24 protein-coding genes are annotated in these 24,825 nt (G+C 68.2%); 6 read left to right on the forward strand and 18 right to left on the reverse strand.

The genetic code is table 11. The features are described 5' to 3' along the window. Window positions 1-45 precede the first annotated feature (45 nt). Genes CYR75_RS08685 through CYR75_RS08700 form a run of 4 tightly spaced genes read right to left on the reverse strand, consistent with a single transcriptional unit; the run spans window position 46 to window position 6,913 of the window. Complete coding sequence (locus tag CYR75_RS08685) at window positions 46-2,166, reverse strand: hypothetical protein (protein ID WP_101499679.1); 2,121 nt, start codon at window positions 2,164-2,166, stop codon at window positions 46-48. Further along, the gene (locus CYR75_RS08690; protein ID WP_101499680.1) at window positions 2,163-4,964 is read right to left on the reverse strand and encodes a DUF4159 domain-containing protein; all 2,802 of its coding nucleotides are present in this window, start codon (window positions 4,962-4,964) and stop codon (window positions 2,163-2,165) included. The genes CYR75_RS08685 and CYR75_RS08690 overlap by 4 nt, the downstream gene beginning before the upstream one ends. A 60-nt stretch (window positions 4,965-5,024) precedes the next feature. Then, window positions 5,025-5,918: a DUF58 domain-containing protein gene (locus CYR75_RS08695; RefSeq protein WP_225972659.1), complete on the reverse strand. Its 894-nt coding sequence runs from the start codon at window positions 5,916-5,918 to the stop codon at window positions 5,025-5,027. Next, on the reverse strand, window positions 5,915-6,913 hold the full coding sequence (locus CYR75_RS08700; protein ID WP_101499681.1) for an AAA family ATPase: 999 nt from the start codon (window positions 6,911-6,913) through the stop codon (window positions 5,915-5,917). The genes CYR75_RS08695 and CYR75_RS08700 overlap by 4 nt, the downstream gene beginning before the upstream one ends. A 56-nt stretch (window positions 6,914-6,969) precedes the next feature. Here CYR75_RS08700 and CYR75_RS08705 point away from each other — a divergent pair, with 56 nt between their 5' ends. Next, window positions 6,970-7,557 carry a DUF1285 domain-containing protein gene (locus CYR75_RS08705; RefSeq protein WP_101499682.1) on the forward strand — a complete coding sequence of 196 codons (588 nt, stop codon included), beginning with the start codon at window positions 6,970-6,972 and terminating at the stop codon, window positions 7,555-7,557. Then, complete coding sequence (locus CYR75_RS08710; RefSeq protein WP_101499683.1) at window positions 7,533-8,300, forward strand: hydroxypyruvate isomerase family protein; 768 nt, start codon at window positions 7,533-7,535, stop codon at window positions 8,298-8,300. The genes CYR75_RS08705 and CYR75_RS08710 overlap by 25 nt, the downstream gene beginning before the upstream one ends. 10 nt (window positions 8,301-8,310) lie before the next feature. On the opposite strand, the gene CYR75_RS08715 is transcribed toward CYR75_RS08710, so the two are convergent. The 4 genes from CYR75_RS08715 to CYR75_RS08730 form a co-directional block, all read right to left on the reverse strand. Further along, window positions 8,311-9,519: a beta-ketoacyl-[acyl-carrier-protein] synthase family protein gene (locus tag CYR75_RS08715; RefSeq protein ID WP_101500964.1), complete on the reverse strand. Its 1,209-nt coding sequence runs from the start codon at window positions 9,517-9,519 to the stop codon at window positions 8,311-8,313. Window positions 9,520-9,563: 44 nt separating this feature from the next. Further along, entirely contained in the window at window positions 9,564-9,824 is a 261-nt protein-coding gene (locus tag CYR75_RS08720; RefSeq protein ID WP_101499684.1) for an acyl carrier protein, read from the reverse strand. Window positions 9,825-9,836: 12 nt separating this feature from the next. After that, complete coding sequence (locus CYR75_RS08725; RefSeq protein WP_101499685.1) at window positions 9,837-10,922, reverse strand: UDP-3-O-(3-hydroxymyristoyl)glucosamine N-acyltransferase; 1,086 nt, start codon at window positions 10,920-10,922, stop codon at window positions 9,837-9,839. Between the two features lie 74 nt (window positions 10,923-10,996). After that, window positions 10,997-12,586: a L,D-transpeptidase family protein gene (locus CYR75_RS08730; RefSeq protein WP_225972661.1), complete on the reverse strand. Its 1,590-nt coding sequence runs from the start codon at window positions 12,584-12,586 to the stop codon at window positions 10,997-10,999. A gap of 285 nt (window positions 12,587-12,871) precedes the next feature. On the opposite strand from CYR75_RS08730, the gene CYR75_RS08735 reads away from it, so the two are divergent. Then, on the forward strand, window positions 12,872-13,429 hold the full coding sequence (locus tag CYR75_RS08735; RefSeq protein WP_101499686.1) for a YcbK family protein: 558 nt from the start codon (window positions 12,872-12,874) through the stop codon (window positions 13,427-13,429). 143 nt (window positions 13,430-13,572) lie between these two features. Here CYR75_RS08735 and CYR75_RS08740 read toward each other — a convergent pair whose 3' ends face one another. The 4 genes from CYR75_RS08740 to CYR75_RS08755 form a co-directional block, all read right to left on the reverse strand. Next, window positions 13,573-14,202: a DsbA family oxidoreductase gene (locus CYR75_RS08740; protein ID WP_101499687.1), complete on the reverse strand. Its 630-nt coding sequence runs from the start codon at window positions 14,200-14,202 to the stop codon at window positions 13,573-13,575. 128 nt (window positions 14,203-14,330) lie between these two features. Then, window positions 14,331-14,537: a cold-shock protein gene (locus tag CYR75_RS08745; protein WP_101499688.1), complete on the reverse strand. Its 207-nt coding sequence runs from the start codon at window positions 14,535-14,537 to the stop codon at window positions 14,331-14,333. A 208-nt stretch (window positions 14,538-14,745) separates the two neighbouring features. Beyond that, complete coding sequence (thrS, locus tag CYR75_RS08750; RefSeq protein WP_101499689.1) at window positions 14,746-16,692, reverse strand: threonine--tRNA ligase; 1,947 nt, start codon at window positions 16,690-16,692, stop codon at window positions 14,746-14,748. Window positions 16,693-16,799: 107 nt separating this feature from the next. After that, window positions 16,800-17,759, reverse strand: a complete 960-nt coding sequence (locus CYR75_RS08755; RefSeq protein WP_158644621.1) for a glycosyltransferase family 2 protein — start codon at window positions 17,757-17,759, stop codon at window positions 16,800-16,802. Between the two features lie 118 nt (window positions 17,760-17,877). On the opposite strand from CYR75_RS08755, the gene CYR75_RS08760 reads away from it, so the two are divergent. Continuing rightward, on the forward strand, window positions 17,878-19,098 hold the full coding sequence (locus CYR75_RS08760; protein WP_225972662.1) for a multidrug effflux MFS transporter: 1,221 nt from the start codon (window positions 17,878-17,880) through the stop codon (window positions 19,096-19,098). Here CYR75_RS08760 and CYR75_RS08765 read toward each other — a convergent pair. Then, window positions 19,095-19,838 carry a GNAT family N-acetyltransferase gene (locus tag CYR75_RS08765; RefSeq protein ID WP_318778982.1) on the reverse strand — a complete coding sequence of 248 codons (744 nt, stop codon included), beginning with the start codon at window positions 19,836-19,838 and terminating at the stop codon, window positions 19,095-19,097. The two genes, CYR75_RS08760 and CYR75_RS08765, sit on opposite strands and share 4 nt — an antisense overlap. Before the next feature lie 113 nt (window positions 19,839-19,951). Here CYR75_RS08765 and msrB point away from each other — a divergent pair, with 113 nt between their 5' ends. Further along, the gene (gene msrB, locus CYR75_RS08770) at window positions 19,952-20,359 is read left to right on the forward strand and encodes a peptide-methionine (R)-S-oxide reductase MsrB (RefSeq protein WP_101499692.1); all 408 of its coding nucleotides are present in this window, start codon (window positions 19,952-19,954) and stop codon (window positions 20,357-20,359) included. On the opposite strand, the gene CYR75_RS08775 is transcribed toward msrB, so the two are convergent. Both CYR75_RS08775 and CYR75_RS08780 read right to left on the reverse strand, forming a co-directional pair. After that, complete coding sequence (locus tag CYR75_RS08775) at window positions 20,356-21,549, reverse strand: AI-2E family transporter (protein WP_101499693.1); 1,194 nt, start codon at window positions 21,547-21,549, stop codon at window positions 20,356-20,358. The genes msrB and CYR75_RS08775 overlap by 4 nt on opposite strands. 37 nt (window positions 21,550-21,586) lie before the next feature. Then, the gene (locus CYR75_RS08780) at window positions 21,587-22,030 is read right to left on the reverse strand and encodes an outer membrane protein assembly factor BamE (RefSeq protein WP_101499694.1); all 444 of its coding nucleotides are present in this window, start codon (window positions 22,028-22,030) and stop codon (window positions 21,587-21,589) included. Between the two features lie 134 nt (window positions 22,031-22,164). Between CYR75_RS08780 and CYR75_RS08785 the strand changes: the two genes are divergently transcribed. Then, window positions 22,165-22,698, forward strand: coding sequence for a YceD family protein (locus tag CYR75_RS08785; protein ID WP_101500967.1), 534 nt, complete (start codon window positions 22,165-22,167; stop codon window positions 22,696-22,698). Between the two features lie 224 nt (window positions 22,699-22,922). On the opposite strand, the gene rnhA is transcribed toward CYR75_RS08785, so the two are convergent. From rnhA to ispH, 3 genes are read right to left on the reverse strand one after another with little or no spacing between them, the layout of a single operon-like run. After that, window positions 22,923-23,384: a ribonuclease HI gene (gene rnhA / locus CYR75_RS08790; RefSeq protein ID WP_101499695.1), complete on the reverse strand. Its 462-nt coding sequence runs from the start codon at window positions 23,382-23,384 to the stop codon at window positions 22,923-22,925. After that, on the reverse strand, window positions 23,384-23,842 hold the full coding sequence (locus CYR75_RS08795; RefSeq protein WP_101499696.1) for a DUF3429 domain-containing protein: 459 nt from the start codon (window positions 23,840-23,842) through the stop codon (window positions 23,384-23,386). Before CYR75_RS08795 ends, rnhA begins: the two co-directional genes overlap by 1 nt. Then, window positions 23,839-24,807, reverse strand: coding sequence for a 4-hydroxy-3-methylbut-2-enyl diphosphate reductase (ispH, locus tag CYR75_RS08800; protein ID WP_101499697.1), 969 nt, complete (start codon window positions 24,805-24,807; stop codon window positions 23,839-23,841). Before ispH ends, CYR75_RS08795 begins: the two co-directional genes overlap by 4 nt. Window positions 24,808-24,825 lie beyond the last annotated feature (18 nt).

Below are 24,825 nucleotides of genomic sequence, written 5' to 3' on the forward strand. Positions count from 1 at the left end.
CAGCAGCTAGCAAAGCCGGGGCCGGATTGGCAAGCCGCGCGGCCCTCAGGCGCGGCGGCCCTCGCGCAGCCAGCCCCCCAGCATCGCACCCGCGATCAGCAGCAGCCAGCCCCAACCGGGCAGCAGCGGATTTCGGCTGAGGCCGGTGACGGTTTCGGCCTTGCGCTCGACCAGCCCGATCCACGGCCCCGAAAGCCCCTGCCCGTCGGTCGCGCGCCCCTGGCCGGTGCGGCGCAGCTCCGGCAGCCCGTCCGACAGCAGATTGATGCTGCCGCCCGAGGCTTCGGTCAGCCCGGCCAGATCGGCGCCATTCGCGACGGTGCGCTCGAATTCGCGCGGCGAGGCGGGGCCCACGGCGATCGAGCGGACCAGATCGCCCTGTCGCGCCGTGTACAGCCCCGGCATCGGCGCGACAAAGCGGCCGGTAAAGCGGCCCGGCCCGGCCGGCGACAGCGCGACCTGCGCGGTGCTGCCATCGGGCGCGGTCATCACCACCGGCGTCTCGGGCTCGGTCAGGCTGCGGCGCAGGATCTCGATGGTCTCGCCGCGGGGTGCGGCCAGCGTCAGCGCCTCTTCCTCGAGCTCGGGCTCTTTCATCGCCCAATGCGCCACGCGCCGCATCAGGTCGAGCTGCGGCCCGCCGCCCTCAAACCCCCGTCCCCACAGCCAGATCTGGTCCGAGGCGATCAGCGCCACCCGCCCCTTGCCCTGCCGCCGCAGCATCAGCAGCGGCTGGTTGTCGGCCCCGGTCATGGCGACGACGGCATCGGGGCGCGGGACGGTTTCCACCATCCGCAGCCAGCGACCCCAGACGTCATCGGGCACCGGCGCGCCGGGGGGCGGCGGGGCGCCGGGCAGATCGGCGGTGACCGGGTGACGCCGGCCTTCCGGCGTCAGTTCGGGGGTCAGCGGCATCTCGATCACGCGCCCGGTCGGCCGCGCGGGCAGCACCGTGCCAAGCGCCGATCGCGCAAGGCTGTCCACGCCCGCGAATTCCGGCCCGGCCGAGACCAGCACCGCGCCGCCCTCGTCCACATAACGGCGCAGATTGTCGTAATATTCCGGCAGCAGGATGCCGCGCATCCGGTAGCGGTCGAAGATGATCAGGTCGAAATCCGCGATCCGCTCAGTGAACAGCTCTCGGGTCGGGAAGGCGATCAGGGCCAGTTCCTCGACCGGGACACCGTCGAATTTCTCGGGCGGGCGCAGGATGGTGAAGTGGATCAGGTCGATGTTCGCGTCCGACTTCAACAAGTTGCGCCAGGTTCTTTCACCGGGATTGGGCTCGCCCGAGACCAGCAGCACGCGCAGCCGGTCGCGGACCGCGTTGATGGTCAGCGCGGTCTGGTTGTTAAGCGCGGTCAGCTCGCCCGGCTCACCCTCGACCGAGAGTGTGATCACATTGGCGCCGGCGCGTTCCAGCGTCACCGGCAGTTCGACCTGCGTGCCGGGCGTGACGGCGACGGTGGCGATCACCTGATCGTCCAGCCGCGCGGTCAGGGTGGTGGGGCGGCCCCCATCGTCGGGACGCGCGCCCTCATCGGCGATGTGCAGGCGGATCGTGGTCTGCTGCCCGATCAGCGCGAAACGCGGGGCTTCATCGATGACGATGCGGCGGTCCCAGTCCTGCGGCGAGCCGGTCTGCAGGAAATGCACCGGCGCGGGCGCAGTGTCAGGGATGGCGGCGGCATCATGGCTCAGCCCGTCGCTGACGACGATCACCCCGGCCAGACGGTTCGCCGGCTCGGCCGCGATGGCGCGCGACAGCGCCGCGCCCAGCAAGCTGCCGTCGGGGTCGTCATCGACCTCGATCCGGCGCAGGTCGAGGCCCGGCATCTGCGCCAACTGCGCCTCGATCCTCGCCGTGGCGTCCTCGGCCTGCGCGGCGCGGCCCGGCAAGGACTGGCTGGCGGTGCGGTCACGCAGCAGGATCACGATGTCCGACAGCGCCTGCGCGCTGCCCCGCTCGAGCCCCGGCCCGGCCAGCGCAAGCGCGATCAGCGCCAGCGTCCCGGCCCGCCACCACACCCCGCGCAACCCGCGCCACAGGCCCAGAGCCACCGCCAGCACCACGCCCACCGCCACGGCCAGCACCAGCCACCAGGCCAGATCCGGCCCGATCAGCGGCGCCAGCAGAGGGTCAAGGATCAGCCCGTCCCAGTTCATCGCAACTGCTCGCGCTGCAATCGCTGCAGCAGGGCGGGGACGTGGATCTGGTCGGATTTATAGTTGCCGGTCAGCACATACATGATCAGGTTCACGCCGAAGCGATGGGCGATTTCGCGCTGCCGCTCGCCGTCAAAGCCGCTGCCCACGGCGAACAGCGGCAGGCCGCGCTGATCCACCGCCCAGGCCTCGGCCCAGGCATTGCCGCCGATGACGACGGGCGAGACGCCGTCATTGACCGCCGCCCCGCCCTCGGGTGCGGCGTCGGCAGCGACCCAGACCTGGCCCCCGTCAAAGCGGCCGGGCAGACTGTCGAGCAGATAGAAGCTGCGCGTCAGCACATGATCGCGCGGCACGATCTGCAGCTGCGGCATGTCCAGCGGCCCCGCGAGCCGGCGCAGATCGCCCGAGGCATCGGCGCTGCTGCCGGCCAGATCGGCGTCGCGGCTGTCAAACAGGATCATCCCACCGCCGCGCAAAAATCGGTTCAGCCGCAGATAGGCCTGCGCCGAGGGCAGCGGCTGGCGGTCCCCGACTGGCCAGTAAAGAAACGCCAGCAGCGACAGATCGGCGGTTTCCAGATCGACCCCGACGGGGGCGGATGGCTCGACCGTGGTGCGCGCGGCCAGCGTCTGCGACAGCCCGGTCAGCCCGGCGCGGGACAGCCCGTCCAGTTCGGGATCGCCGGTCAGCACATAGGCGAGCGCGAAATGCGAGGCCGCCCGGACCAGATCGGGGTCAAGCTGCGCGGTCTCCGGCGCCTCGCTTTCGGAAGGGGGCAGCGGGTTATAGGGCAGCAACAGGTCGGGGATCAGACCCTCCTGCGCGCGCAGGTCCTGCGGCGCGATCAGCAGCGCCAGCGCCAGTATCGCGACCAGCCCGCCCCGGCGCTGCACCCCGCCACGCAGCGCCGCGCTGCCCAGCAGGTCGAGCATCAGCGCCAGTGCCGCCAGCAGCAGCAGCCACGCCTGAAGCGGCAGGCCCGGCGCGCCGGCGGCCTCGATCTGCGCGCCCGGCCACTCGGCGCGGGCGATGGGCGCGCCCGCATTCACCGCGACCACCCGCTCACCCGAGGCATAGATGCCGGCGGGCACCTGGGGCGAGGCGCCTTGCGCCAGCACCTCGGCCGCGACCGGCACCGGGTCGGGCGAATCGTTCCAGCGGCCAAAGCCATCCAGCAGGCGCAGCGGCGTCCAGCTGCCGCCCTCGGTCAGGCTGGGCGTGTCGGCGATCTCGCGTCCGGCGCCGTCGATCAGCCGTTGCAGCATCTGCACGAACAGCCCCGAAATCGGCAGCGAGGACCAGTCGGCATTGGCGGTCGAGTGAAACAGCACCAGCTGCCCCTGCCCGTAACCCGCCCGCGTCACCAAGGGCGTGCCGTCGGACAGCACCGCAATGCTGCGCGCCGACAGATCGGGCGAGGGTTCGGCCATCAGCTGCGCACGGACGGTCACATCCCGCGGCACGGTCAGCCCGGCAAAGGGGCCGTCGGGGTCAAAGGGCGCGATCGCCCGCGGCTCGCCCCAGCTCAGCGCGCCGCCCATGTCGCGCCCGCCCGGCCGCAGCGCAACCGGCAGCAACGGCTCGAGCGCCAGATCGGGGGCGGCGGCCATGCGCGGCCCGGCAAAGCGGATCAGCATCCCGCCCCCGGCGACCCACTCGGCCAGCGGCCCCGCGGCCGGCAGACCGGCGCGGTCGAGGATCACGATGACATCGGGCTTGGCGGCGATGGCGTCGGACAGCCCCGCCTCGATCGCTCGGGCCGGACCGTCCAGCGCGCTGAGGATGAAGTGTCGTGGCGACAGCAGCGCCTGCCCCTCATCCGCGCTTGGGCCGGGGCCGACGACCGCCATCACCGGGCGCCGCAAGCGGTCATCGCCCAGCACGACAGCGGCGGCGGACTCGACCCCGTCCAGCTGAAACCGCGTGACCCGGCCGAGCAGTTCCGGCGGCAGATCCGCGGTGACGGGGCGGCGGGTGATGCCGGCCTCAACCTGCGCCGGGCCGGGCGTCAGCCGCGCGAGTTCGCGCGGGATGCCCTGTGGATCGGGGCCGAGCGCCAGAATGTCGGGCGCGGTCGGGGTGGTCGCCTGCACCTCGAAACCGGGCGGGTGGCCGTCGCGGGTCATGCGCAGCACATGCGGCGGCGTGGCGGGCGGGACCACGCGGACCGTGCCGCGCGCGGCCAGCGCAATCAGCCAGGCGGCGCGGTTCGGATGGTCCAGCCCGTCGCTGAGCCACAGCGTCCCCAGCCCGGCGGCGGGCGCGTGTTCCAGCAGCGGGGCCGGATCGGGCGGATAGGCGGCGGGCCAAGGCTGCGGCTGCGCGGCGCGCAAGGCGGCCGGCAGGCTGTCATCGGCGCTGAAGGTCAGGGCGGCGGTCTGTTGCCCATCGGCCAGCAGCAGGGCCACCGGCGCGCCGCGCGACATCGCGCCCTCGGCCGCTGAAATGGCGCGGCTGCGGGCGGCGGCCCAGCCGGGCGCGGCGGTGGCGCCCGCGTCCATGACGATAAGCAAGGCGTCCTCGGGCGCGGGGTCGGCCACCGGGCGCCAGATCGGCGCGGCAAAGGCCAGCACCGCCGCCGCCACCGCCAGCAGGCGCAGCATCAGCAGCCACCACGGCGTGCGCCGCGCCACCGGCTGCGGATCGACCAGCCCGGCCAGCAGCACCGTCCCCGGAAAGCGCACCCGGCGCGGCACCGGCGGCAGCGCGCGCAGCAGCCACCACAGCAGCGGCAGCGCGGCCAGCCCCAGCAGCAGCCAGGGCGCGGCAAAGCCGATCGGTCCCAGCATCATCATCGCCGCACCATCATGCCCGTTCCGCCCCGCCGCCCGAGTTCAACGCCGATCCTGCCGCCATTACCGCGCCGTCAGCGCCCCATGCGCCCAGATCAACGCCTGCGACACCGGCTGCCCCAGATGATGCGTGCCGAAGATGAACCCCGCCTGCGCCGCCATCTCGGCCAGTGCCGTGCGCCGCAGCGACAGGCGCGTCCGGTAGGCGTCACGCAGGCCGTTCGCGTCGCGGGTCTGGTGGGTCAGCCCGCCCTGAGTTTCGAAGCGGATCGCGCCCTCGAAGGGGAAATCCTCCTCGTCCGGGTGCAGGATCTGCAGCATGATGCCGCCCGAGCCAATCCCCGAAACGGCATGAAGAAAGGCATCCAGCGCCTTGTCCTGATACAGAAAATCGTCCATCAGGATGATCGCCTGCCCGCGCCGCAGGCTGGTCGGGTCGGGGCTGTCGATTTCCGAGGGCAGCGGCAGCAGCCGCGCCAGCGTCTCGGTCATGCGGCTGGCCTGCACGGCGCCGGTCCCGGCCTGCGCGCCCAGCATCCCCACCCGCTCGCCCGCCCGGATCATCGAGAGCGACAGCGCCAGTGCGATCAGCCGGGCGCGGTCGAGCTTGCTTTCGCGCGCCCCGCCCGGTGCCGTCCCCTGCCCGGCATAGCCCATCCCCGCGCCGCGCCCGATCCAGAAGGTCGCGCGCCGCGCCACCTGCCGCTCGCGGTCGCGGACGAATTGCAGATCGCCCCGGGCCGAGCGGCGCCAGTCGATGGCGGCGGCGGTGTCGCCCTGATGCGCGAGGCGGTATTGCCAGAAATCCTCGCCCGAGCCGGGGCGGCGCAGACCATGCGCGCCGTGACCGAAATTCAGCGCGGCGGGACCGGCGGACAGGGTCAGGGGCGGCAGGGCATTGGCTGCCGCCTCGGCCTGCGCGCGCAGCGCGGCCGTGCTGGCGCCGGTGCCGTTCACGCCGCCTGCCGGCCCTGTGTATCGCGGACGCGGGCGATCAGGCCGTCGATGCTCTGCCCCGCCGCGCGGGCCGCAAAGCTGAGCGCCATGCGGTGCCGCAGCACCGGCGCGGCCATCGCCTGCACATCGTCCAGCGTCGGCGCGAAGCGGCCGTTTAGCACCGCCCGCGCGCGCGTCACCAGCATCAGCGCCTGCGCTGCGCGCGGCCCCGGCCCCCAGCTGAGCGCCTCGGCCACCCAGGGCTCGGCGTCGGGACCGGGCCGAAGCGCGCGCACCAGATCGAGGATCGCGCTGACCACCGATTCGCCCACCGGCATCCGCCGGATCAGCGCCTGCGCGGCCAGCAGCTCGCCCGGTTGCAGCACCGCATGGGGCGCGTCATCCATGACGCCGGTCGTGGCCAGCAGGATCGCGCGTTCGGTGTCGCGGTCGGGGTAATCGACGTCGATCTGCATCAGGAACCGGTCGAGCTGCGCCTCGGGCAGCGGATAGGTGCCTTCCTGTTCAATGGGGTTCTGGGTCGCCAGCACATGAAAGGGCCGGCCCAGCGGACGGTGCGCGCCGCCGACGGTGACCTGCCCCTCTTGCATGGCCTGCAGCAGGGCGGACTGGGTGCGCGGGCTCGCGCGGTTGATCTCATCCGCCATCAGAAGCTGGGTAAAGACCGGCCCCTCGACAAAGCGGAAGGCGCGGCGGCCATCGGCGGTCTGGTCCAGAACCTCGGACCCCAGGATATCGGCGGGCATCAAATCGGGGGTGAACTGGATGCGCGCGTCTTCCAGCCCCAGAACCGTCGCAAGCGTATCGACCAGCATCGTCTTGCCCAGCCCCGGCTGCCCGACCAGCAGCGCGTGGCCGCCCGACAGGATCGCCGCCAGAACCTGCTCGACAACCTCGTGCTGGCCGACAAAGCGCCGCTCGATGCTGGCGCGGGCCTCGATCAGGCGGGCGCCAAGGGTCAGGATCTCGTCAACCAGTTTGTCATCGGTGGTCATGACATCGCTTCCATTCTGCACTATGACATATGAAACACGGATCGGAGGCGGGTGAAATGGTCAAACCACCCAAGGACACGTCCCAGCCCGGTCAGGCGGCGGATCGCGCAGCCGGCATCGCCGAGGCTGCCGCGCGCGAAGGCTTGCGTGGCCCGGCGCCGGTGCATCTGTGGACCCCCCCCTATTGCGGCGAGATGGATCTGGTCATCCGCGCCGATGGCAGCTGGTGGCACGAGGGCTCGCCCATCGGCCGGCCGGCCATGGTCCGCATGTTCGCCAATATCCTCAAATTCGAAGAGGGGCGGCATTATCTGGTGACGCCGGTCGAAAAGATCGGCATCCAGGTCGAGGACGCCCCCTTTATCGCTGTCGATGTCGATCTGGGCGACGACATCGTCTTTCATACCAATATCGGTGATTCTGCGCGGCTGGATGCCGACCACCCCCTGACCATCGAGGGCACGCCCGACCTGCCCCGGCCCTATGTCGCGATCCGAAACGGGCTGCGCGCCCGGATCGACCGCAAGAGTTTTTACCGTTTGGCAGAACGCGCCACCCCCGGTCCTGATGGCCGGCTCGGGGTGCGCTCTGCGGGTCTTTTTCACGAGTTGGAGTCATCATGGCAAGGTTCGCCGCAAACCTGACGCTGCTGTTCAATGAACTGCCCATCCTGGATCGTTTTGCCGCCGCGCGGCGGGCCGGATTTCAGGGCGTCGAGATCCTCTTCCCCTATGACCTCGCAGCCGGAGAGCTGCGTCAGGCCGCCCGCAAATCCGGCATGGACGTGGTGCTGATCAACTGCCCGCCGCCCAACTGGGCCGGCGGTCCGCGCGGATTCGCCGCCGTGCCCAGCCTGCAGGACCGCTTTCGCCGCGACTTTGAGCGCGCCCTGCGCGTGGCCGAGGCGCTGTCGGCGCGCCATATCCACATCATGTCCGGCAAGGGCGAAGGCCCTGCCGCGCGTGACTGCATGATCGCCAACCTGAAATGGGCGACCGCCCGCGCGCCCCATGCCAGCCTGACCATCGAGCCGATCAACCAGCACGACATGCCCGGCTATTTCATGTGCGACTACGATCTGGCCGCAGAGGTGCTGGATGCGGTCGACGCGCCGAATCTGGGGCTGCAATTCGACGCCTATCACGCCCATATGATCACCGGCGACGTGCTGGGGACATGGCAGGCGCATGGCCACCGCGTCCACCACATCCAGATCGCCGGCGCCCCCGGACGCCATGAGCCGCGCGAGGGCGATATCGACTTTGCCGCCTTCTTCCACGCCGTCGACAACTCGGGCTATCAGGGCTGGGTGTCGGCGGAATACAGCCCGCGCACCACGACCGAGGCCGGGCTGCGCTGGATGGCCGCCGACATCGCCGCCGAATAGCCGCGCGGCCTCAGACCCGCTTGAGCGCGATCACCGCGTTCAGCCCGCCAAAGGCAAAGGCGTTCGACAGCACCGCATCGACCCGCGCCTCGCGCGCGACATTGGGCACGACGTCCAGCGCACATTCGGGGTCCGGTTCCTCGTAACCGATGGTCGGCGCGATGACGCCGTCGCGCAGCGCCATGATGCAGGCCAGCATCTCGATCGCGCCGGTGCCGCCGATGCAATGGCCGTGCATGGATTTCGTGGACGAGATCATCACCTGATCGGCGTGATGGCCGAAGGCATGGGCCACGGCCGCGCATTCGGTCTTGTCATTGGCCGCCGTCCCGGTGCCGTGGGCGTTGATATAGCCGATCTGGTCGGCGTTCAGCCCGGCATCGTGCATCGCGCCCCGGATCGCCCGTTCGGCACCCTTGGCCGAAGGCATGACGATGTCCTGCGCGTCCGAGGACATGGCGAATCCCACCACCTCGGCCAGGATATCGGCGCCGCGGGCGCGCGCATGCTCGTAATCCTCGAAGACGAAGACGCCCGCGCCCTCGCCCTGGACCATGCCGTTGCGGTTGGCGCTGAAGGGGCGGCAGGCGTCGCGGGACATGACGCGCAGCCCCTCCCACGCCTTGACGCCGCCAAAGCACAGCATCGCCTCGGACCCGCCGGCGAGCATCACCCGCGCCCCGCCGGACCGCACCATCTGGAAGGCCAGCCCCATCGCGTGATTGGAACTGGCGCAGGCGGTCGCGACGGTAAAGGAGGGGCCGCGCAGCCCGAACTCCATGCTGACATGGCTGGCGGCGGCGTTGTGCATCAGCTTGGGCACGACGAAGGGGTGAACGCGGTTCTTGCCCTCTTCATAGACGACCCGGTAATTCTCGTCCCAGGTGTTCATCCCACCCGCAGCGGTGCCCAGCACCACGCCCGAGCACAGCCCCAGCTCGCCCTGAAAATCGAGGCCGGACTGGGCGACCGCCTCTTTCGCGGCCAGCAGGGTGAACTGGGTGAACTTGTCATAGAGCAGGATCTGCTGGCGGTTGAACCATGTCTCGGGGTGCCAGTCATGGATCTGCGCGCCGATCTGGATGGTCAGCCGCTCGACATCGCGGAACGCAAGCTGGCTGATCCCGCTGCGGCCTTCGCGCATGGCGGCCAGCGTCGTCGGCGCATCGAGGCCAAGCGCGTTGACCGTGCCCATGCCCGTGATGACGACGCGGCGCAGGCCGGTCGCAGCCGGCTGCGGCGGCGTTTTCGCTGTTGGGCCGGTCATTCCTTGGCGGCCACCAGCTTTTCGACGCCGGCGATGATGCTGCCCATGTTCGAGATGTCGAAGTCGGATTTGTCGGGTTCGTTGGCGTTGAACGGGATGGTGATGTCGAATTCCTCTTCCAGCGCAAAGATCGATTCGACCAGCCCAAGGCTGTCGATTCCCAGCTCTGCCGGGGTCGCGTTGTCGGTCACCTGATCGGCATCCAGCATCGCCTGTTCAGCAATGATGGCCCGGATACGGTCGCTTGTCTGGGTCATGGGCTTCTCCGTTCAGGATCTTTCGGCAAGCTCTGTAACAGCTTTCTGAAGTTTTGCGAGCTTGTCCGCAAGCCGCGGAAGGCGGCGCGACGCACGGTCCATTTCCATCCGCGTCCGCATCTCGACCGCCGGATTTCCCAGCACCACGCGCCCCGCCGGCACACGGCTGAAGATCTTGCTGGCCCCGCCCGCGATCACGTCATCGCCCACGGTGATGTTGTCGGAAACGCCGCATTGCCCGGCCAGCACCACCCGGTCGCCGATGACCGACGACCCCGCGATGCCGACCTGCCCGCAGATCAGGCAGTCGGCGCCGACGATGACGTTGTGGCCGATATGGACCAGGTTATCCAGCTTGCTGCCCGCGCCGATGCGGGTGGCGCGCACGGTGCCGCGGTCGACGGTGGCATTGGCGCCGATCTCGACATCATCGCCGATCTCGACCGCGCCAAGGGAATGGATGCGCTCCCAGCTTTGGGCGCGCATGACCTCGCGCTTGCCAAGGGTGCGGCGGATCTCCTCGACCCCCGATTCCTCGGCGGTGACAAAGGAAAACCCGTCCGCCCCGATGATTGCATTGGGGTGCAGGATCACCCGGTCGCCGATGCGGCAGTCATGCTGCACCCGCGCCCCGTTCAGGATCAGCGCGTCGTCGCCGATCACGCAGCCGCGCCCGATGCTGACATGGCTGGCGATCCGCGCCCGCGCACCGATCTGCACATCGGCCCCGATAACCACGAACGGCCCAATGGAAGCGTGTGCACCGATCTGAGTTGACGGGTCGATGATGGCCGTGGGGTGAATGCCGGGCGCGATGTCCGGCCCCGGATCAAAGCTGCGGGTCAGCCCGGCCATCACCAGGCGCGGCCTCGGCGCAAAGATCGCGGCGGCAAGACCATAGGCTTCGGGGTCCATCCCTTCGGCCAGGATCGCAGCACCGCCGGGCGACAGTTTCTCGGCATAGCGCGGCGACATCGCCAGCGCGATCTGGTCCGGCCCCGCCGCGCCGGGTTCCGCCGCGCCGGTGACGCTGCGTTCCAGATCGCCCCAGGCCCGCGCGTCAAGCGCGTGGGCCAGATCCCGGATCGTGACCTTCATTGCAGACTCCGCATCGTTTCCGGGTTGGAACCTAGGCACTCGCCACTTGCTTTGCCAGCCCTGCGCGGACCGGCCTAGCTGCCCGCATCGGCGGCCTTCTGCATCGCGGACCACAGCTTGGCGTCGCGGTTATAGATGTCGGGATAGGTATGCAGCAGCCCGTCGGTGCCGGGCAGCGCGGTGAAATAGACCAGATGGATCGGCAGCGGTTCGGCCAGCTTGATCCATTGTTCCTCACCCCGGTCGAGCGCGCGCTGGAAGAACGCCTGCGGATCGTCCGAATTGCCGCGCAGCAGCTCATGCGCCAGCTCGAAGGGCTTTGCCACCCGCACGCAGCCATGCGAGGCGGCGCGGTCGGCATTGCCGAACAGCCCCTTCGACGGCGTGTCGTGCAGATAGATGTTCCACGGGTTCGGGAACATGAACTTGACCCGCCCCAGCGCATTGTCGGCCGACGGCTTCTGCCGCAGCCGATAGGGGAAATTCGCATTGCTGTATTGGTTGAAGTCGATCTGGTCGCGCGGCACCACGCGGCCATTGCGGTCGACCACGTCCAGATGCCCGACCGCATGGCGGTTCGCCCGCAGCTTCGGCAGGTAAGAGGCGACCGCGATGGATTTCGGCACGTTCCAGCGTGGGTTCGGGACGACGAATTTCATCGTCTCGGAAAACTCGGGCGTCTCCCAGTCGGGATCGGGGCGACCGACGACGACGCGCGAGGAAAACACCGTCTCGCCGCCCTCGCGGATTTCCACGAACTGGGCCGGGATGTTCACCCACAGATGCCGCCCGTTCAGGTCGTGCCCGTTCAGCCAGCGCAGGCGCTCCATCGCCAGAACCAGCCGCCGGGTGCGGGCCGGAAGCTCGGTCCCGGCAAGCTGACCCACGGTCCTCGGCCCGGCGATGCCATCGACCGGCAGGCCCGAGGCCTGCTGATAGGCGCGCACGGTCTCGGTCAGGGGGTCATCGTAAAGCTGCGGATCGGCAGTGGTCTCGGCGGCGAAACCGATGCTCGCCAGCCGCGCGCGCAGGGCGGCGATCTGGGGCGAGGACTCGCCCGGCCGATACAAAGCCGGTTCAACCTGCGGCGCGTCGGCGGGGGGCACCAGCCGCGCATCGCCGGCCAGCATCTCGCGGAGGGTGCGATAGGCGTTGTCCTGCGGCGGCAGCTTGGCGAGCGCCGCGGCGGGGTCGCCCTGGATCATCCCTTCCAGCAGACCGGTCATGTCGACCGGCAGCACCTTGCGCTTGTTCATGCTGTCGGTCGCAGACGGATCGACCAGCCCGTTGCCGACATCATTGGCCCAGAGCGACAGCACACGGGCAAAGCGCAGCTCGGTCTCGACATCGTCGCTGACCTCGGCCTCGGTCAGTGAGGCGGGGCGATAGCGGGCGCTCGGCAGGCCGTGGCTGGGCGCCTGGGCGACGGCCGCGCGCAGCGCCTCGCGCCGGGGTGTGGCGTCGGGACCGGCGAAGACGGGCTGCAGATCATGGGCGCCGTAGAACTGCGCCAGCGCGAAATCCCCGGACACCGCCTGCGCGAGTTCCAGTTCAAAGCCGGAAAAATCCAGCTTCGGCGCAGGCGCCGACTGCACCGACAGGGGTGCCGCGGCGACAGTCGCCGCCAGGGCCATCAGGCGCAGGCGATTCGCAAGCTTGTTCACGGTTTGACCTCTGCTCGGCGGTTTTCCACTGTTGTGGCAGTCCGATAGGGAATGGTCCAGCGGCCTGCGATGTTCCGGGATCTTGACACACAACTGTTGATCGAATCGTGACCGCCGGACCACACACCGGCGGATTTTCGCCTATTCTGGCGCGATTTTGCCGCCATGGGAACGAATTGCTTTCGGCACGCGCCGGGTTGGTGACATATTCTTTACCAGCCCCGCATAAGCAGGGGCGTGCCACCTAACGTGGTGAGTTAAGAAAAGCAGGACAGGCGATCTGAAATGACAATCGACATCACCCGCCGCGGCATCCTCGGGGTTTTTGCCGCAACCGCAGTCGTGGCCGCTCCGGTCAGTTCCAATGCCTTCGGGATTCTTCGCCGCGCTGGCGATTATCGCCGGATCAGCATGTATTCGCCGCGCACCGGCGAAAGCATCGATACGGTGTATTGGATCGACGGGAAATACATCCGCGACGCCTTGAATGAAATCAACTACTTCATGCGTGATTGGCGCACCGGCCAAGCCATCGGCATCGACCCGCGGACCGTTGACGTGGCGGCAGCCTCGCATCGGATGCTGCAGACGAACGAGCCCTACATGATGCTGTCGGGCTATCGCTCGCCCCAGACCAACGCCATGCTGCGGTCGCAATCCTCGGGCGTGGCGCGCAACTCGCTGCACATGACCGGCAAGGCTGCGGATCTGCGGCTGAAATCGCGCTCGGTCAACCAGATGTATCAGGCCGCCTCGGCTTGCCGCGCTGGCGGTGTCGGACGCTATTCGCGCTCGAACTTCGTGCACATGGATTGCGGTCCGGTGCGCAGCTGGGGCGCCTGAGCGGGCGAACCGGATGACCGGCGGCAGGCGGTGGTGACGGCCTGCCCAAGAGATGGCTGACGATCCGCGCAGGATCGTCTGGCGAGAGAGATACGCAGAAAGGCCCGCCTCATCTGGCGGGTCTTTGCCGTTTTTGTCCCGGGTCAGCCCTGCGCCAACTCGTCGATCACCTGACGCCACAGATCGGCCGGCTGCGCCCCGGTCAGCACATGGCTGCCGCCGATGATGAAGGTCGGCACCGCCTTGACCCCGCGCTGGCGGGCATGCGCCTCTTGCGAGAGGATCAGGTCGCGGTCGGCATCCGTGCCCAGCAGGCGCAGGATCACCGCCTCGTCCATGCCCGCGCCCTTGCCGATCTCGGCCAGCACCCGCGCATTGGCGATGTTGCGGCCCTCGCGCCAATAAGCCCGCAGCAGCCCCGACATGACGCGGCTCTGCGCGCCCTCGATCCCGGCCCAGTGCAACAGGCGGAAGGCATCCAGCACCGGCGGCACCCGCTGGATCGCGGCCATGTTGATCCACAGCCCCAGACGCTCCGACGCGGCAAGGACGGGCTGATTGGCCGCGATGATCCCCGCCTCGTCCCCGAACTTGGCCTTTTGATACTCGACGTGATCCATCCCGCTTGGCGGCAGGTCGGGGTTCAGCCGGAAGGGCCGCCAGACGATCTGGAACGGATGGTCAGGCCGCGATTCCAGCGCCAGATCAAGCTCTGCCTTGCCGATCAGGCACCAGGGGCAGGTCGGATCGGCGAAAATATCAAGCGTTGTCATGGTTCATCCGCAGTCAGAAAACCGAATTGGTCCCAAGGCGGGGCCGCAAAACGAAACCGCCTGCCCGAGAGGCTTGGGCAGGCAGCGGAAGATCTGTCAGAGGTGCTGGTGCGCCCGCTTCGACGCGATCAGAGCAGCTTGAGATCCGAGGCGGATTCGCGGCCGTCGCGGCCCGACTGCAGTTCAAAGCTGACCTTCTGGTTGTCCTGCAACCCGGTCAGTCCGGCGCGTTCCACCGCCGAGATATGGACGAAGATGTCCTTGCCGCCCGAATCGGGGGCGATGAAGCCATAGCCTTTGGTGGTGTTGAACCATTTAACGGTGCCGGTGGCCATTTCTGTTCTCTCCTTCAGGTTTCCCGGCCACGGGCTTGCGGCCGAGTCGTGCAGCCCTTTCGATAGTCCGGCTGCCCCTTGAAGGGACGCGGTAGAAAGTCATGCTCACGCCTTCAGAATGACGCAGAAAACGCGAAAAGCAAGCGGGAAAAACACGCTGAACCATGTTCAGCGTGTCTGTGCCGGATGACCGTTGCGCCAGCAGGGGCTAGCGCAGATCGGGCGGCGTGGCTTCCTGCGCCAGTGTTTCGACGGCCTCGGCAAGGCTCAGCGTCTGGCTGCCCTGCTGGTCCATGCGGCGCATCGAAACGGTGCGCTCCTCGACCTCTTTCTTGCCGATGGCGAGGATCGCCGGCACCTTGGCGACCGAGTGTTCGCGGACCTTGAAGTTGATCTTTTCGTTGCGGGTGTCGGCCTCGGCCCGGATGCCGGCGTCGCGCAGCGCGGCCACCACCTCGCGGACATAATCATCCGCCTCGGAGACGATCGAGGCGACGACCACCTGCCGCGGGGCCAGCCACAGGGGCAGCTTGCCGGCGAAGTTCTCGATCAGGATGCCGATGAAACGCTCGAAGCTGCCCAGCACGGCGCGGTGCAGCATGACCGGGCGGTGGCGGTTGCCATCCTCGCCGACATATTCCGCGTCCAGACGCTCGGGCAGGTTGGGGTCGACCTGCAGCGTGCCGCATTGCCAGTCGCGGCCGATGGCGTCGGTTAGCACGAATTCCAGCTTTGGCCCGTAAAACGCACCCTCGCCTTCAAAAATCTCATAGCCATAGCCCGCCGCCGAGACCGCGTTGGCCAGCGCCTGTTCGGTATAGTCCCAGCTTTCGTCGCTGCCGATGCGCTTTTCGGGCCGGGTGGACAGCTTGATGCGCCAGTTGTCGAAGCCGAGATCGGAATAGATTCCGGACAGGAACTCGATGAATTTCTTCGACTCGGCCTCGATCTGGTCATCGGTGCAGAAGATATGGGCGTCGTCCTGGGTAAAGCCGCGCACCCGCATGATACCGTGCAGCGCGCCCGAGGGCTCGTAGCGGTTGCACGAGCCGAACTCGGCCATGCGCAGCGGCAGGTCGCGATAGGATTTCAGCCCGACATTGAAGATCTGCACATGGCACGGGCAGTTCATCGGCTTGAGCGCGTTGATCGCCTTGGTCTTGGCGTGTTCCTCGTCCACTTCGACGATGAACATGTTTTCCTGATAATTGTCCCAGTGCCCGGATTCTTCCCACAGCTTGCGGCTGACCACCTGCGGGGTGTTCACCTCGACATAGCCGCCCTCGCGCTGCTTGCGGCGCATGTAATCCTGCAGCGCCACATAGATGTTCCAGCCATTCGGGTGCCAGAAGACCTGGCCCGGCGCCTCTTCCTGCATGTGGAACAGGTCCATCTGACGGCCCAGCTTGCGGTGGTCGCGCTTGGCGGCCTCTTCCAGCATGTGCAGATGCGCCTTGAGCTCGTCCCGCGAGCGGAAGGCCACGCCATAGATGCGCTGCAGCATGGGGCGGGTCGAATCGCCCAGCCAATAGGCGCCCGCGACATGGGTCAGCTTGAAGGCATCAGCGGGAAGCTGGCCGGTCGATTGCAGATGCGGGCCGCGGCACAGATCCTGCCAGTCGCCATGCCAATACATCCGCAGATCCTCGCCTTCGGGGATGCGGTCGATCAGCTCCAGCTTGAAGGGTTCGTTCTTCTCTTTGTAATGCGCGATGGCGCGGTCGCGGTCCCAGACCTCGGTGCGGACCGGGTCGCGGGCGGCGATGATCTGCTTCATCCGTGCCTCGATGGCGCCGAGGTCTTCGGGGGTGAAGGGCTCGGCGCGGTCGAAGTCGTAGAACCAGCCGTAATCGCGGACCGGGCCGATGGTCACCTTGACGTCGGGCCAGATGTCCTGAACCGCGCGGGCCATGACATGGGCCAGATCGTGGCGAATCAGTTCCAGCGCCGGAACCTCGTCCTTCATGGTGTTGATGGACAGCCGGCCGCTGCTTTCGATGGGCCAGGACAAGTCGATGTGACGTCCGTCGAGGCTGGCCGAGATCGCCTTCTTCGCCAAGCTGGGCGCGATCGAGGACGCGACCTCGGCGGCGGTCACGCCGGCGGGATATTCACGGCTCGCGCCATCGGGAAATGTCAGGGAAATCTGGCTCATGGCCATGCTCCTCGTCGGTTTGGCGCCCACGGAACGCCCGGTTGCGGGTTATGTCGGGGCTGGAAATGCGACGATTTCACCCCCGTGTCAACCGGGGCGCGTGCGGCCTAGCCGTCCAGTTCCCGAAACAGCGCCTGCAGGCGCTGGCGGGTCAGCGCCTCGGTCCGCGCCTGCGCCTCGGCCACGCCGGGCAGCGCCAAAAGCGCCGCCATCTGCGCCTCGGTCGCGGCGCCATAGCGGTCGTTCAGGCGGCGGTCGGGGATGTCGGCGGCGGCGAAACGCGCCCAATAGGCTTCGTCATGGCGGGTCTGCGGATCGCCCGCCGGGCGCGCCCCACGCCCGCGCTGACGGCGCAGCATATAGGATTCGAGCGATTTGATCGGGTAGTGGTTATACCACCCCAGCTCGTGCCCGACATCCTCGGGCTTCAGCCGCCGCAGATGGTGCCACATGCGCGCGCCCTCTGGCACCTCGCCGGTCTTGCCGCTGCCCAGCAGATAGCGCGCCGCGCCCTGTCCCCGGAACTCGACCGGGTGGTGATTGTGCAGCCCGCCCCACCGCCCCTGCCCCCGGCTGAGGCTTTTGACCGGCCGATTGGCCTCGGACTGCGCGGGCAGGCGCAGATCGAACTGCTGCGTCACCCGGCCGGGCTGCCAGTCCTCGGCGTCCGAAGTGCCAAAGTTCAACGCGCTGAGCGAGATGACGTCGATCTCGTCCTCCGCCAGCGCGGTCAGGTCCGCCACGCGGCCCGCGCCATGCGGCACGAACAGGAACTCATCGATATCCAGCACCATCACCCAGTCGGCCTCATCGACCGGTTGGCGGCGGCGCAGGCGCTGATAGGCCCGGTGCTGCGGGATCTCGCCCGGCTTCACCGGGTTGCGGGTGTGGGTGATGGCACCGCCCGCCGCCAGCGCGTCCAGCAGCAGATCGGTGCCGTCGCTGCAATCATTGCTGGCGATGTGGATGGCATCGAAGCCCAGCACCAGATGATGCGCCACGAATTCGAGGATGAACGGTCCCTCATCCTTCATCGAACTCAGCAGCACATGTCGGGAAGGGCTCATCTTGCGTCCTTGTTGTCGGGCGGCACCTTGCCAAAGCGCCGCCGTCCCGACAAGCGGCGGGGTTGCCGGTCCGGGATGGCTTCTATATCTCCGCCGGACCGAGAGAAGGTTTTTCCAGATGCAGACCCAGACGAGGCCACCGGCGCGACCGGGGCAGCTTTCCGTTCCGGAATTCGTGGCCATGCTGGCGGTTCTGTTCGCGACGGTCGCGTTTTCCATCGACGCGATGCTGCCCGCCCTGCCCGAAATCGCGGCCGAACTGACCCCCAGCGACGTCAACCGCGCGCAGCTGATCCTGACCGCCTTCGTGGCCGGTATGGGTCTGGGCACCGCCGGGGTCGGGGCGATTTCCGACGCCATCGGGCGCAAGCGAGCCATTTTGCTGGGTTCGACCGTCTATATCCTCGCCTCGATTGGCGCGATCTATGCCGACTCGCTCGAGATGCTGCTGCTGACCCGCTTTGTGCAGGGCATGGGCGCGTCGGGGCCTCGGATCGCGGGGACGGCGATGGTGCGGGACATGTTCTCGGGGCGCGAGATGGCGCGGATCACCAGCTTTGTGATGATGATCTTCATCATGATCCCGGCGCTGGCGCCGACGCTGGGGCAGTTGATCATCGACACGGCGGGCAGTTGGCGCGCGGTGTTTGGCGCCTTCGTGCTGTTCGGCGCGGTCGGCGCGGGCTGGGTGATGCTGCGCCAGCCCGAGACGCTGCCGCCCGAGCGGCGCGTGCCGCTGAACCTGACCAACCTCGCCCGTTCGGCGCGAGAGGTGTTGTCGAACCGGCAGGTGATGCTGTGCACGCTGGTCCTGACCTTCGGGTTCGGGCAGATGTTCGCGCTGCTCTCCTCGGCCCCGCAGCTGTTTGGCGAGACCTATGGCCGCGCCGACAGCTTTCCGCAGTGGTTCGCGGTCATGGCGCTGCTGTCCGGGCCGGGGACGATCCTGAACGCGCGTTATGTCATGCGCTACGGGATGCGGCGGATCGCGCGGTGGGCCTATGCGATGCAGATCGTCGCCTCGACGCTGGGGCTGCTGCTGGTCGGGACGGGCGCGCTGCATGGCGACGCTGCGTTTTACGGGTTCTTCCTGTGGGCGGTCAGCGTCTTCTTCATGGCCGGGGTCACTTTCGGCAACCTCAACGCGCTGGCCTTGCAGCACATGCCGCATCTGGCCGGGATGACCGCCAGCATCGTGGCCGCGCTGTCGAGCCTGGGCGCGGTGGTGATCGCCGCACCCGTCGGGCTGGCCTTTGACGGCACCGCGCGCCCGATCATGCTGGCGACGCTGGTCTGTTCGGCGCTGGCCTGGGTGCTGATGGCGCGGCTGCGCGACTAGACCTGCCCCGACACCGCGCGCAGCAATCGCTGCCGCGCCGGCGGGATCGCGGCGATTTCCAGCCCGGTGAACACATGCAGCGTGTCCAGCGAGCGATCGACCACCGCGTGATCGCTGACCCAGCCGCCCATCGCCAGATAGCTGCGCAGCAAGGGCGGCAGCCCGGCCATGGCCCGGCGCGGATCGGCCGGGTCCTCGCGCCCGGCCCGGCCAAAGCGGAACACCTGCGGGGCCTTGACCCGCGGCAGCCAGCGGCGCGGGGCCAGATGCCGCGCGCGCAGCAGGGCGAAACTGTCGGCGTGGTCCTGAGTGCCGGTGCCCGCGAAGGACGAGCAGCCGAACAGCAGCCGCACCCCATGCGCATCGACATGACGCGTCATCCAGCCCCAGGCCATGCGCAGGATGTCGGGATGGCTGTGGCCGGGATGGACGCAGAAGCGCCCCATCTCGACCACCGGCCCGGCAAAATCATGCAGGCGGGCGAGGTCATAGAAGCGGGCGGAATAGCTGCGCTCGATCTCGGTGGCGCTGTCCAGATGCAGAAAGCGAAAGGTCGCGACCGGCTGCGCGCTTGCCCGGTCGAGGATCAGCACATGGCGGCAGGCGGCATCGTGGTCATCGGCATCGACGCCCGCTGGCCCCGCGTCCAGATCGCGGACCCCCTGCCTTTGCCCGACAAAGCCCAGCCAGCGCAGCCGTTGCGCGGCCAGCAGATCCTGCGCGTCCGCAGCCTCGCGCACGATATATCTGCCCTTGCTGAGCAATCACCCCTCCACCTGCCGGCGACCTGCCTGCCACTTGTTACCATGCCGCATCATCCTATCTTGGATACGCGACGCAACAGGAGAATTCGATGCCCAAGGTGCAAAAAACCGACGCCGAATGGCGGCAACAGCTGGGGGACGAGGCGTTCCGCATCACCCGTCAGGCGGGAACCGAGCGGCCCTTCTCTCATCCCGGCTTCCCCAAGAATGAGGGGTATTACGCCTGCGTCTGCTGCGGCGCACCGCTGTTCCAGCAAGACGCCAAGTTCGAGAGCCATTGCGGCTGGCCCAGCTTTTCCGCGCCGGGCGGGGCCATCGACGAACACCGCGACGCCAGCCTCGGCATGATGCGGACCGAGGTCCGCTGCCAGGATTGCGACGCCCATCTGGGTCACGTCTTCCCCGACGGCCCACCGCCGACCGGGCTGCGCTATTGCATCAACGGGCTGGCGCTGCGTTTTGTCCCCGCGGATGAGGCGGCAGGCGAGACTGCCTAATCCTGCTGCGGCCCCGGCCAGTCGGCCGGGGGCGCGTCGGGTCGATGGGGCGGCAGATCGTCGCCAAGGATATCCTCGATATAGATACGCTGGACCAGCACCATGGCCACGACCAGCAGGGGCGCGGCCACCAGAATCCCCGGCAATCCGAACAGCACCCCAAAGGCGATGACGCCGAAGATGGTCATCACCGGCGGCAGACCGGCCGCACGGCGCTGGATCAGCGGCATGATGATGTTGCCCTCGACCTGCTGGATCACCAGGAACAGGATCAGCACATACAGCGCGTCCTGCGTGCCCTGCGTCAGCGCGAACAGCACCGCGATGCCGCCGCCGATGAAGGGACCGACATAGGGGATGACGTTGGTCACACCCGCGATGAAGCCCAGCACCAGCGCCAGCGGAATCCCGATCGCCCATAGCCCCAGCCCCGACAGCGCCGCGACCACCAGCATGTCGACGGCCTGCCCGGCCATCCAGCTGCCCAGCTTGTCGCCGATCTCGCGCATGATCTCGGCCGCGCGGGGGCGATGCTTGATCGGCACCAGACGCAGCGACCCTTGCACATAGGGGCGCGGGTTCAGCGCCAGAAAGATCGCGACCGTGATGACCAGGAACAGGTTGACGATGCTGCCGGTGGCCGCGTTGACCGTGCCGCGCAGAAAGCCCAGCACGCCATCAAGGCTGCTGACATCCGGGATCGCCTCACCATCGGGCATGTCCGCCCCGGCCCCCTCGCCGCCCGGCATCTGCCCCATCATCATGTTGCCCAGCGAGCTGTCATGCAGCCAGTCCGAAATCGTGGTCCACGCCTCGGGGATGGCGGCGAAGAGCTCGCGGAATTGCTTGGCGATCTCGGGCCCGGTATACCAGCCCAGCCCGCCCAGCACGGCCAGCACCAGCCCCAGCGCCAGAAATACGCCCACGCTGATGCTGATCGGCAGCCAGCGGGCCAGCCCCTTGGCCGAGTTGCGCAGCGCGATGGCCAGCAGCACGCTGGCAAAGCCCAATAGCAGGACGAAGGACAGCATCCACACCGCCGCGAGGGCCGCCGCAATGGCAAAGGCGGTCAGGATCGAGGCCAGCGGGATCGGGCGATGCGAGACCTTCAGCCCCGCGCCATGCGGGTCGGCGGGATCATGCGTCTCGGGCGCGGGCTGCGGTCGATCCGGGGTCTGGGGCGGAAGCATGTGCGTGTCCTGACTGCCGCCAGCGCGGCGTTACCTGTCAGTCGAACACCTGACCGGCGCTGAAGTTGCCCATATTTCCAAGAATCTGCCGGATGAACCCGACCGAGACGACGTTGGAATCGGTCACGCGCTGCGACAGCGTCACCACGCGGCCCTGCTCCAGCCCGAAACGCTCGACATTCGAGACGGTGCCATCGGGGGCAAAGCTGACGGCCACGACCTCGCGGCTGATCTCTTTCGGGGGCAGCGCGCCGAAATCGCGCCAGCGAGAGCCGACATAATACCAGCCCGAGCCTTGCAGCAGCCCCTTGGCGGTCGGGCGGCCGACCAGCGATTCGACGTCAAACTGCGTCGTCTCGCCCACCACGATGGCGGACAGATCCTGATCCGGCGGAACATAGCCGTGATGGCGATAGACCGGGGTGCAGGCGGTGATGAACAGGGTCAGCGAAAGCAAAAGGCCGCGGATCATCATCATCATTACCCAGGTTTTTCCCGCCAGCCATAGGCCGCAAATCATGGCGCCGGTTGACGCCGCCTGCTACGCTTAGCAAACTCGGCCCGCCCGCTCAAGAACCCCGCGGGCAAGCCCGTGATCCGTTTGTGGAAAAGCTGATGAACCCCAATTCCCTTCTGCCCGAACGTCTGCGCGTGGCGCATCTGTCTCCGGCCCGCGACAACGATTTTGATCTGAGCCCCGATGCCGAGACGCGGCAGCGGATCGCCGAGGCGCTTGGCCTGCTGTCGCTGCCCAAGATGCGATTTCACGGCCAGGTCCGGGCGCGGGGGCGCGACGAATGGGTGCTGGAGGGGGAGCTGCAGGCCAGCGTCGTGCAGCCCTGCGTGGTCACGCTGGACCCGGTCCGCACCGCGCTGCGCGAAGAGGTTCACCTGATCTTCACCCCCCATCTCAGCCAGCCGGACGAGGAAGAGGTCGAGATGGGCGACGACACGCTGGAGCCGCTGGGGGCGTGGATCCAGCTTGGCGGCATCGCCATCGAGGCGCTGTCGCTGGCCCTGCCGACCAACCCGCGCAAGCCCGATGCCGAGATGCCCGAAGAGGCGACCGACCCGCTGGACATCGACGAACCGCCCGAGCCGCGCAAGCCCTTCGCCGGGCTGGCGGACATGATGAAGAAGGACAAGTGACGGGAAGGGCGTTTTTGCCCTCAGCCGTTCTGGCGTTTTGGGGGCCGCAGAAGGGCGAAGGCGCTGCCGGCTGACCTTCGGCGGCGCTGGATTGCGCGACGCTTATGGTTCAGGTGCCAGCGTCTTGGTCGGGCGACCGCTTAGCCGGTAACTATCCACCGGACCGACGCCGTCACCCCAAGGTCAGCCTCCGGCGAGTGCCGGCAATCCCGTTCGCCACACCTCTACGCCGTCTGGCTCTTGAACGGCGCCATGCCGGCCCGTGCCAACTCGTCCGCGCGCTCGTTTTCGGGATGCCCGGCATGGCCCTTGATCCAGGCCCAGTGGACCTTGTGACGCGCCTGCGCTTGGTCCAGACGCTGCCACAGATCGACATTCTTCACCGGCTTGCGGTCCGCGGTCTTCCAGCCATTCCGTTTCCAGCCGTGAATCCAGCTTGTCACGCCGTTCTTCACATAGGCCGAATCGGTGGTGATGGTGATGGTCGAGGGCCGGTTCAGCGTCTCGAGCGCCGAGATCGCAGCCATCAGCTCCATCCGGTTATTGGTCGTGTCGGCCTCGCCGCCCTGCAACTCGCGTTCCTTCAGCACGGTGTCGCCCTCGACCGCGCGCATCAGAACGCCCCAGCCGCCGGGGCCGGGATTGCCGCTGCAGGCACCATCGGTCCAGGCGAAAAGCTCTGCCATCAGGGGCGTGGGGCGGTCATGTAGATCGCCGCCAGACAGGCGATGACGACCGCCGACAGCGGCAGCCGCAGGCGCATCCACCAGCCCGGCGCCGCACCCCGCCACTGGAAATACCAGTCGATCGGCAGCAGCGCGGCGAAACCCGCCATCAGCGCCAGCGTCAGGCTCGCCGGTTCCAGGATCAGCGCCGCGATCAGCGCCAGCACCGGGGCCACCGACAGCCCGTGATTGAACCAGCCGCCCAGCCGCGCGGCAAAGGGCCAGAAACAGCCGGCCATGTAGCAGAAGATCATCAACCCATAGCCATTGGCGACAAAGCGCGGCGTCAGGCCGGGCAGGACAAAGCGCCCGGTCTGCAGGGCCAGCACCGCCCAGACAAAGGGGATCAGCCCGGCCATGCCAAGGACCATCGCCGCCACCGGCACCGCCGCGCGACGCGCGCCGACGCGCCCTCTCATGATGCGCCCTGCGCCGGTTCGCGCAGGACTCGCGGCACCTTGAATTCCACATTCTCCTGCGCCGTCTCGACCACCTCGAGGGTGACCTCGAACCGCTCGCGGAAGGCGTCGATGACCTCGTTCACCAGCACTTCGGGGGCCGAGGCCCCGGCGGTGACGCCGACGGCGCTGACCCCTGCCATCGCGCGCCAGTCAATCTGGTCGGCGCGCATGACAAGCTGGCTATAGGCGCAGCCCGCCGCCCGCCCGACCTCGACCAGACGGCGCGAGTTGGACGAATTCGGCGCCCCGATCACCAGCAGCGCCTGGATCAGCGGCGCGACCGCCTTGACCGCCGCCTGACGGTTGGTGGTGGCGTAGCAGATGTCTTCCTTGGCCGGGCCCACGATCTGCGGGAAACGCGCCTGCAGGGCGGCCACGATCTCGGCCGTGTCATCGACCGACAGGGTGGTCTGGGTGATGAAGGCCAGCCGCGCCGGGTCGCGCGGCGCGATGCCGGCCACATCGGCCACGGTCTCGACCAGCAGCACCTCGCCCTCGGGCAGTTGGCCCATCGTGCCCAGCACCTCGGGGTGACCAGCATGGCCGATCATCACCATCTGCAGCCCGGCGGCGTGGTGGCGCTCGGCCTCGACATGGACCTTGCTGACCAGCGGACAGGTGGCGTCGACAAAGACCATCTCGCGGCGGCGGGCCTCGGCGGGGACGGTCTTGGGCACGCCATGGGCCGAGAAGATCACCGGGCGATCATCCGGCACCGCGTCCAGTTCCTCGACAAACACCGCGCCCTGGTCGCGCAGGCTGTCCACGACGTATTTGTTGTGCACGATCTCGTGGCGCACATAGACCGGCGCGCCCCATTTCTGCAGCGCCATCTCGACGATCTTGATGGCGCGGTCGACACCCGCGCAAAAGCCGCGCGGCGCGGCGAGATAGAGCTTCAGCGGGGGCTTTTCCTGTTCCATGCGCCGGACCTAGCAAGC

The organism is Paracoccus jeotgali, from assembly GCF_002865605.1.
Lineage (GTDB): Bacteria > Pseudomonadota > Alphaproteobacteria > Rhodobacterales > Rhodobacteraceae > Paracoccus > Paracoccus jeotgali.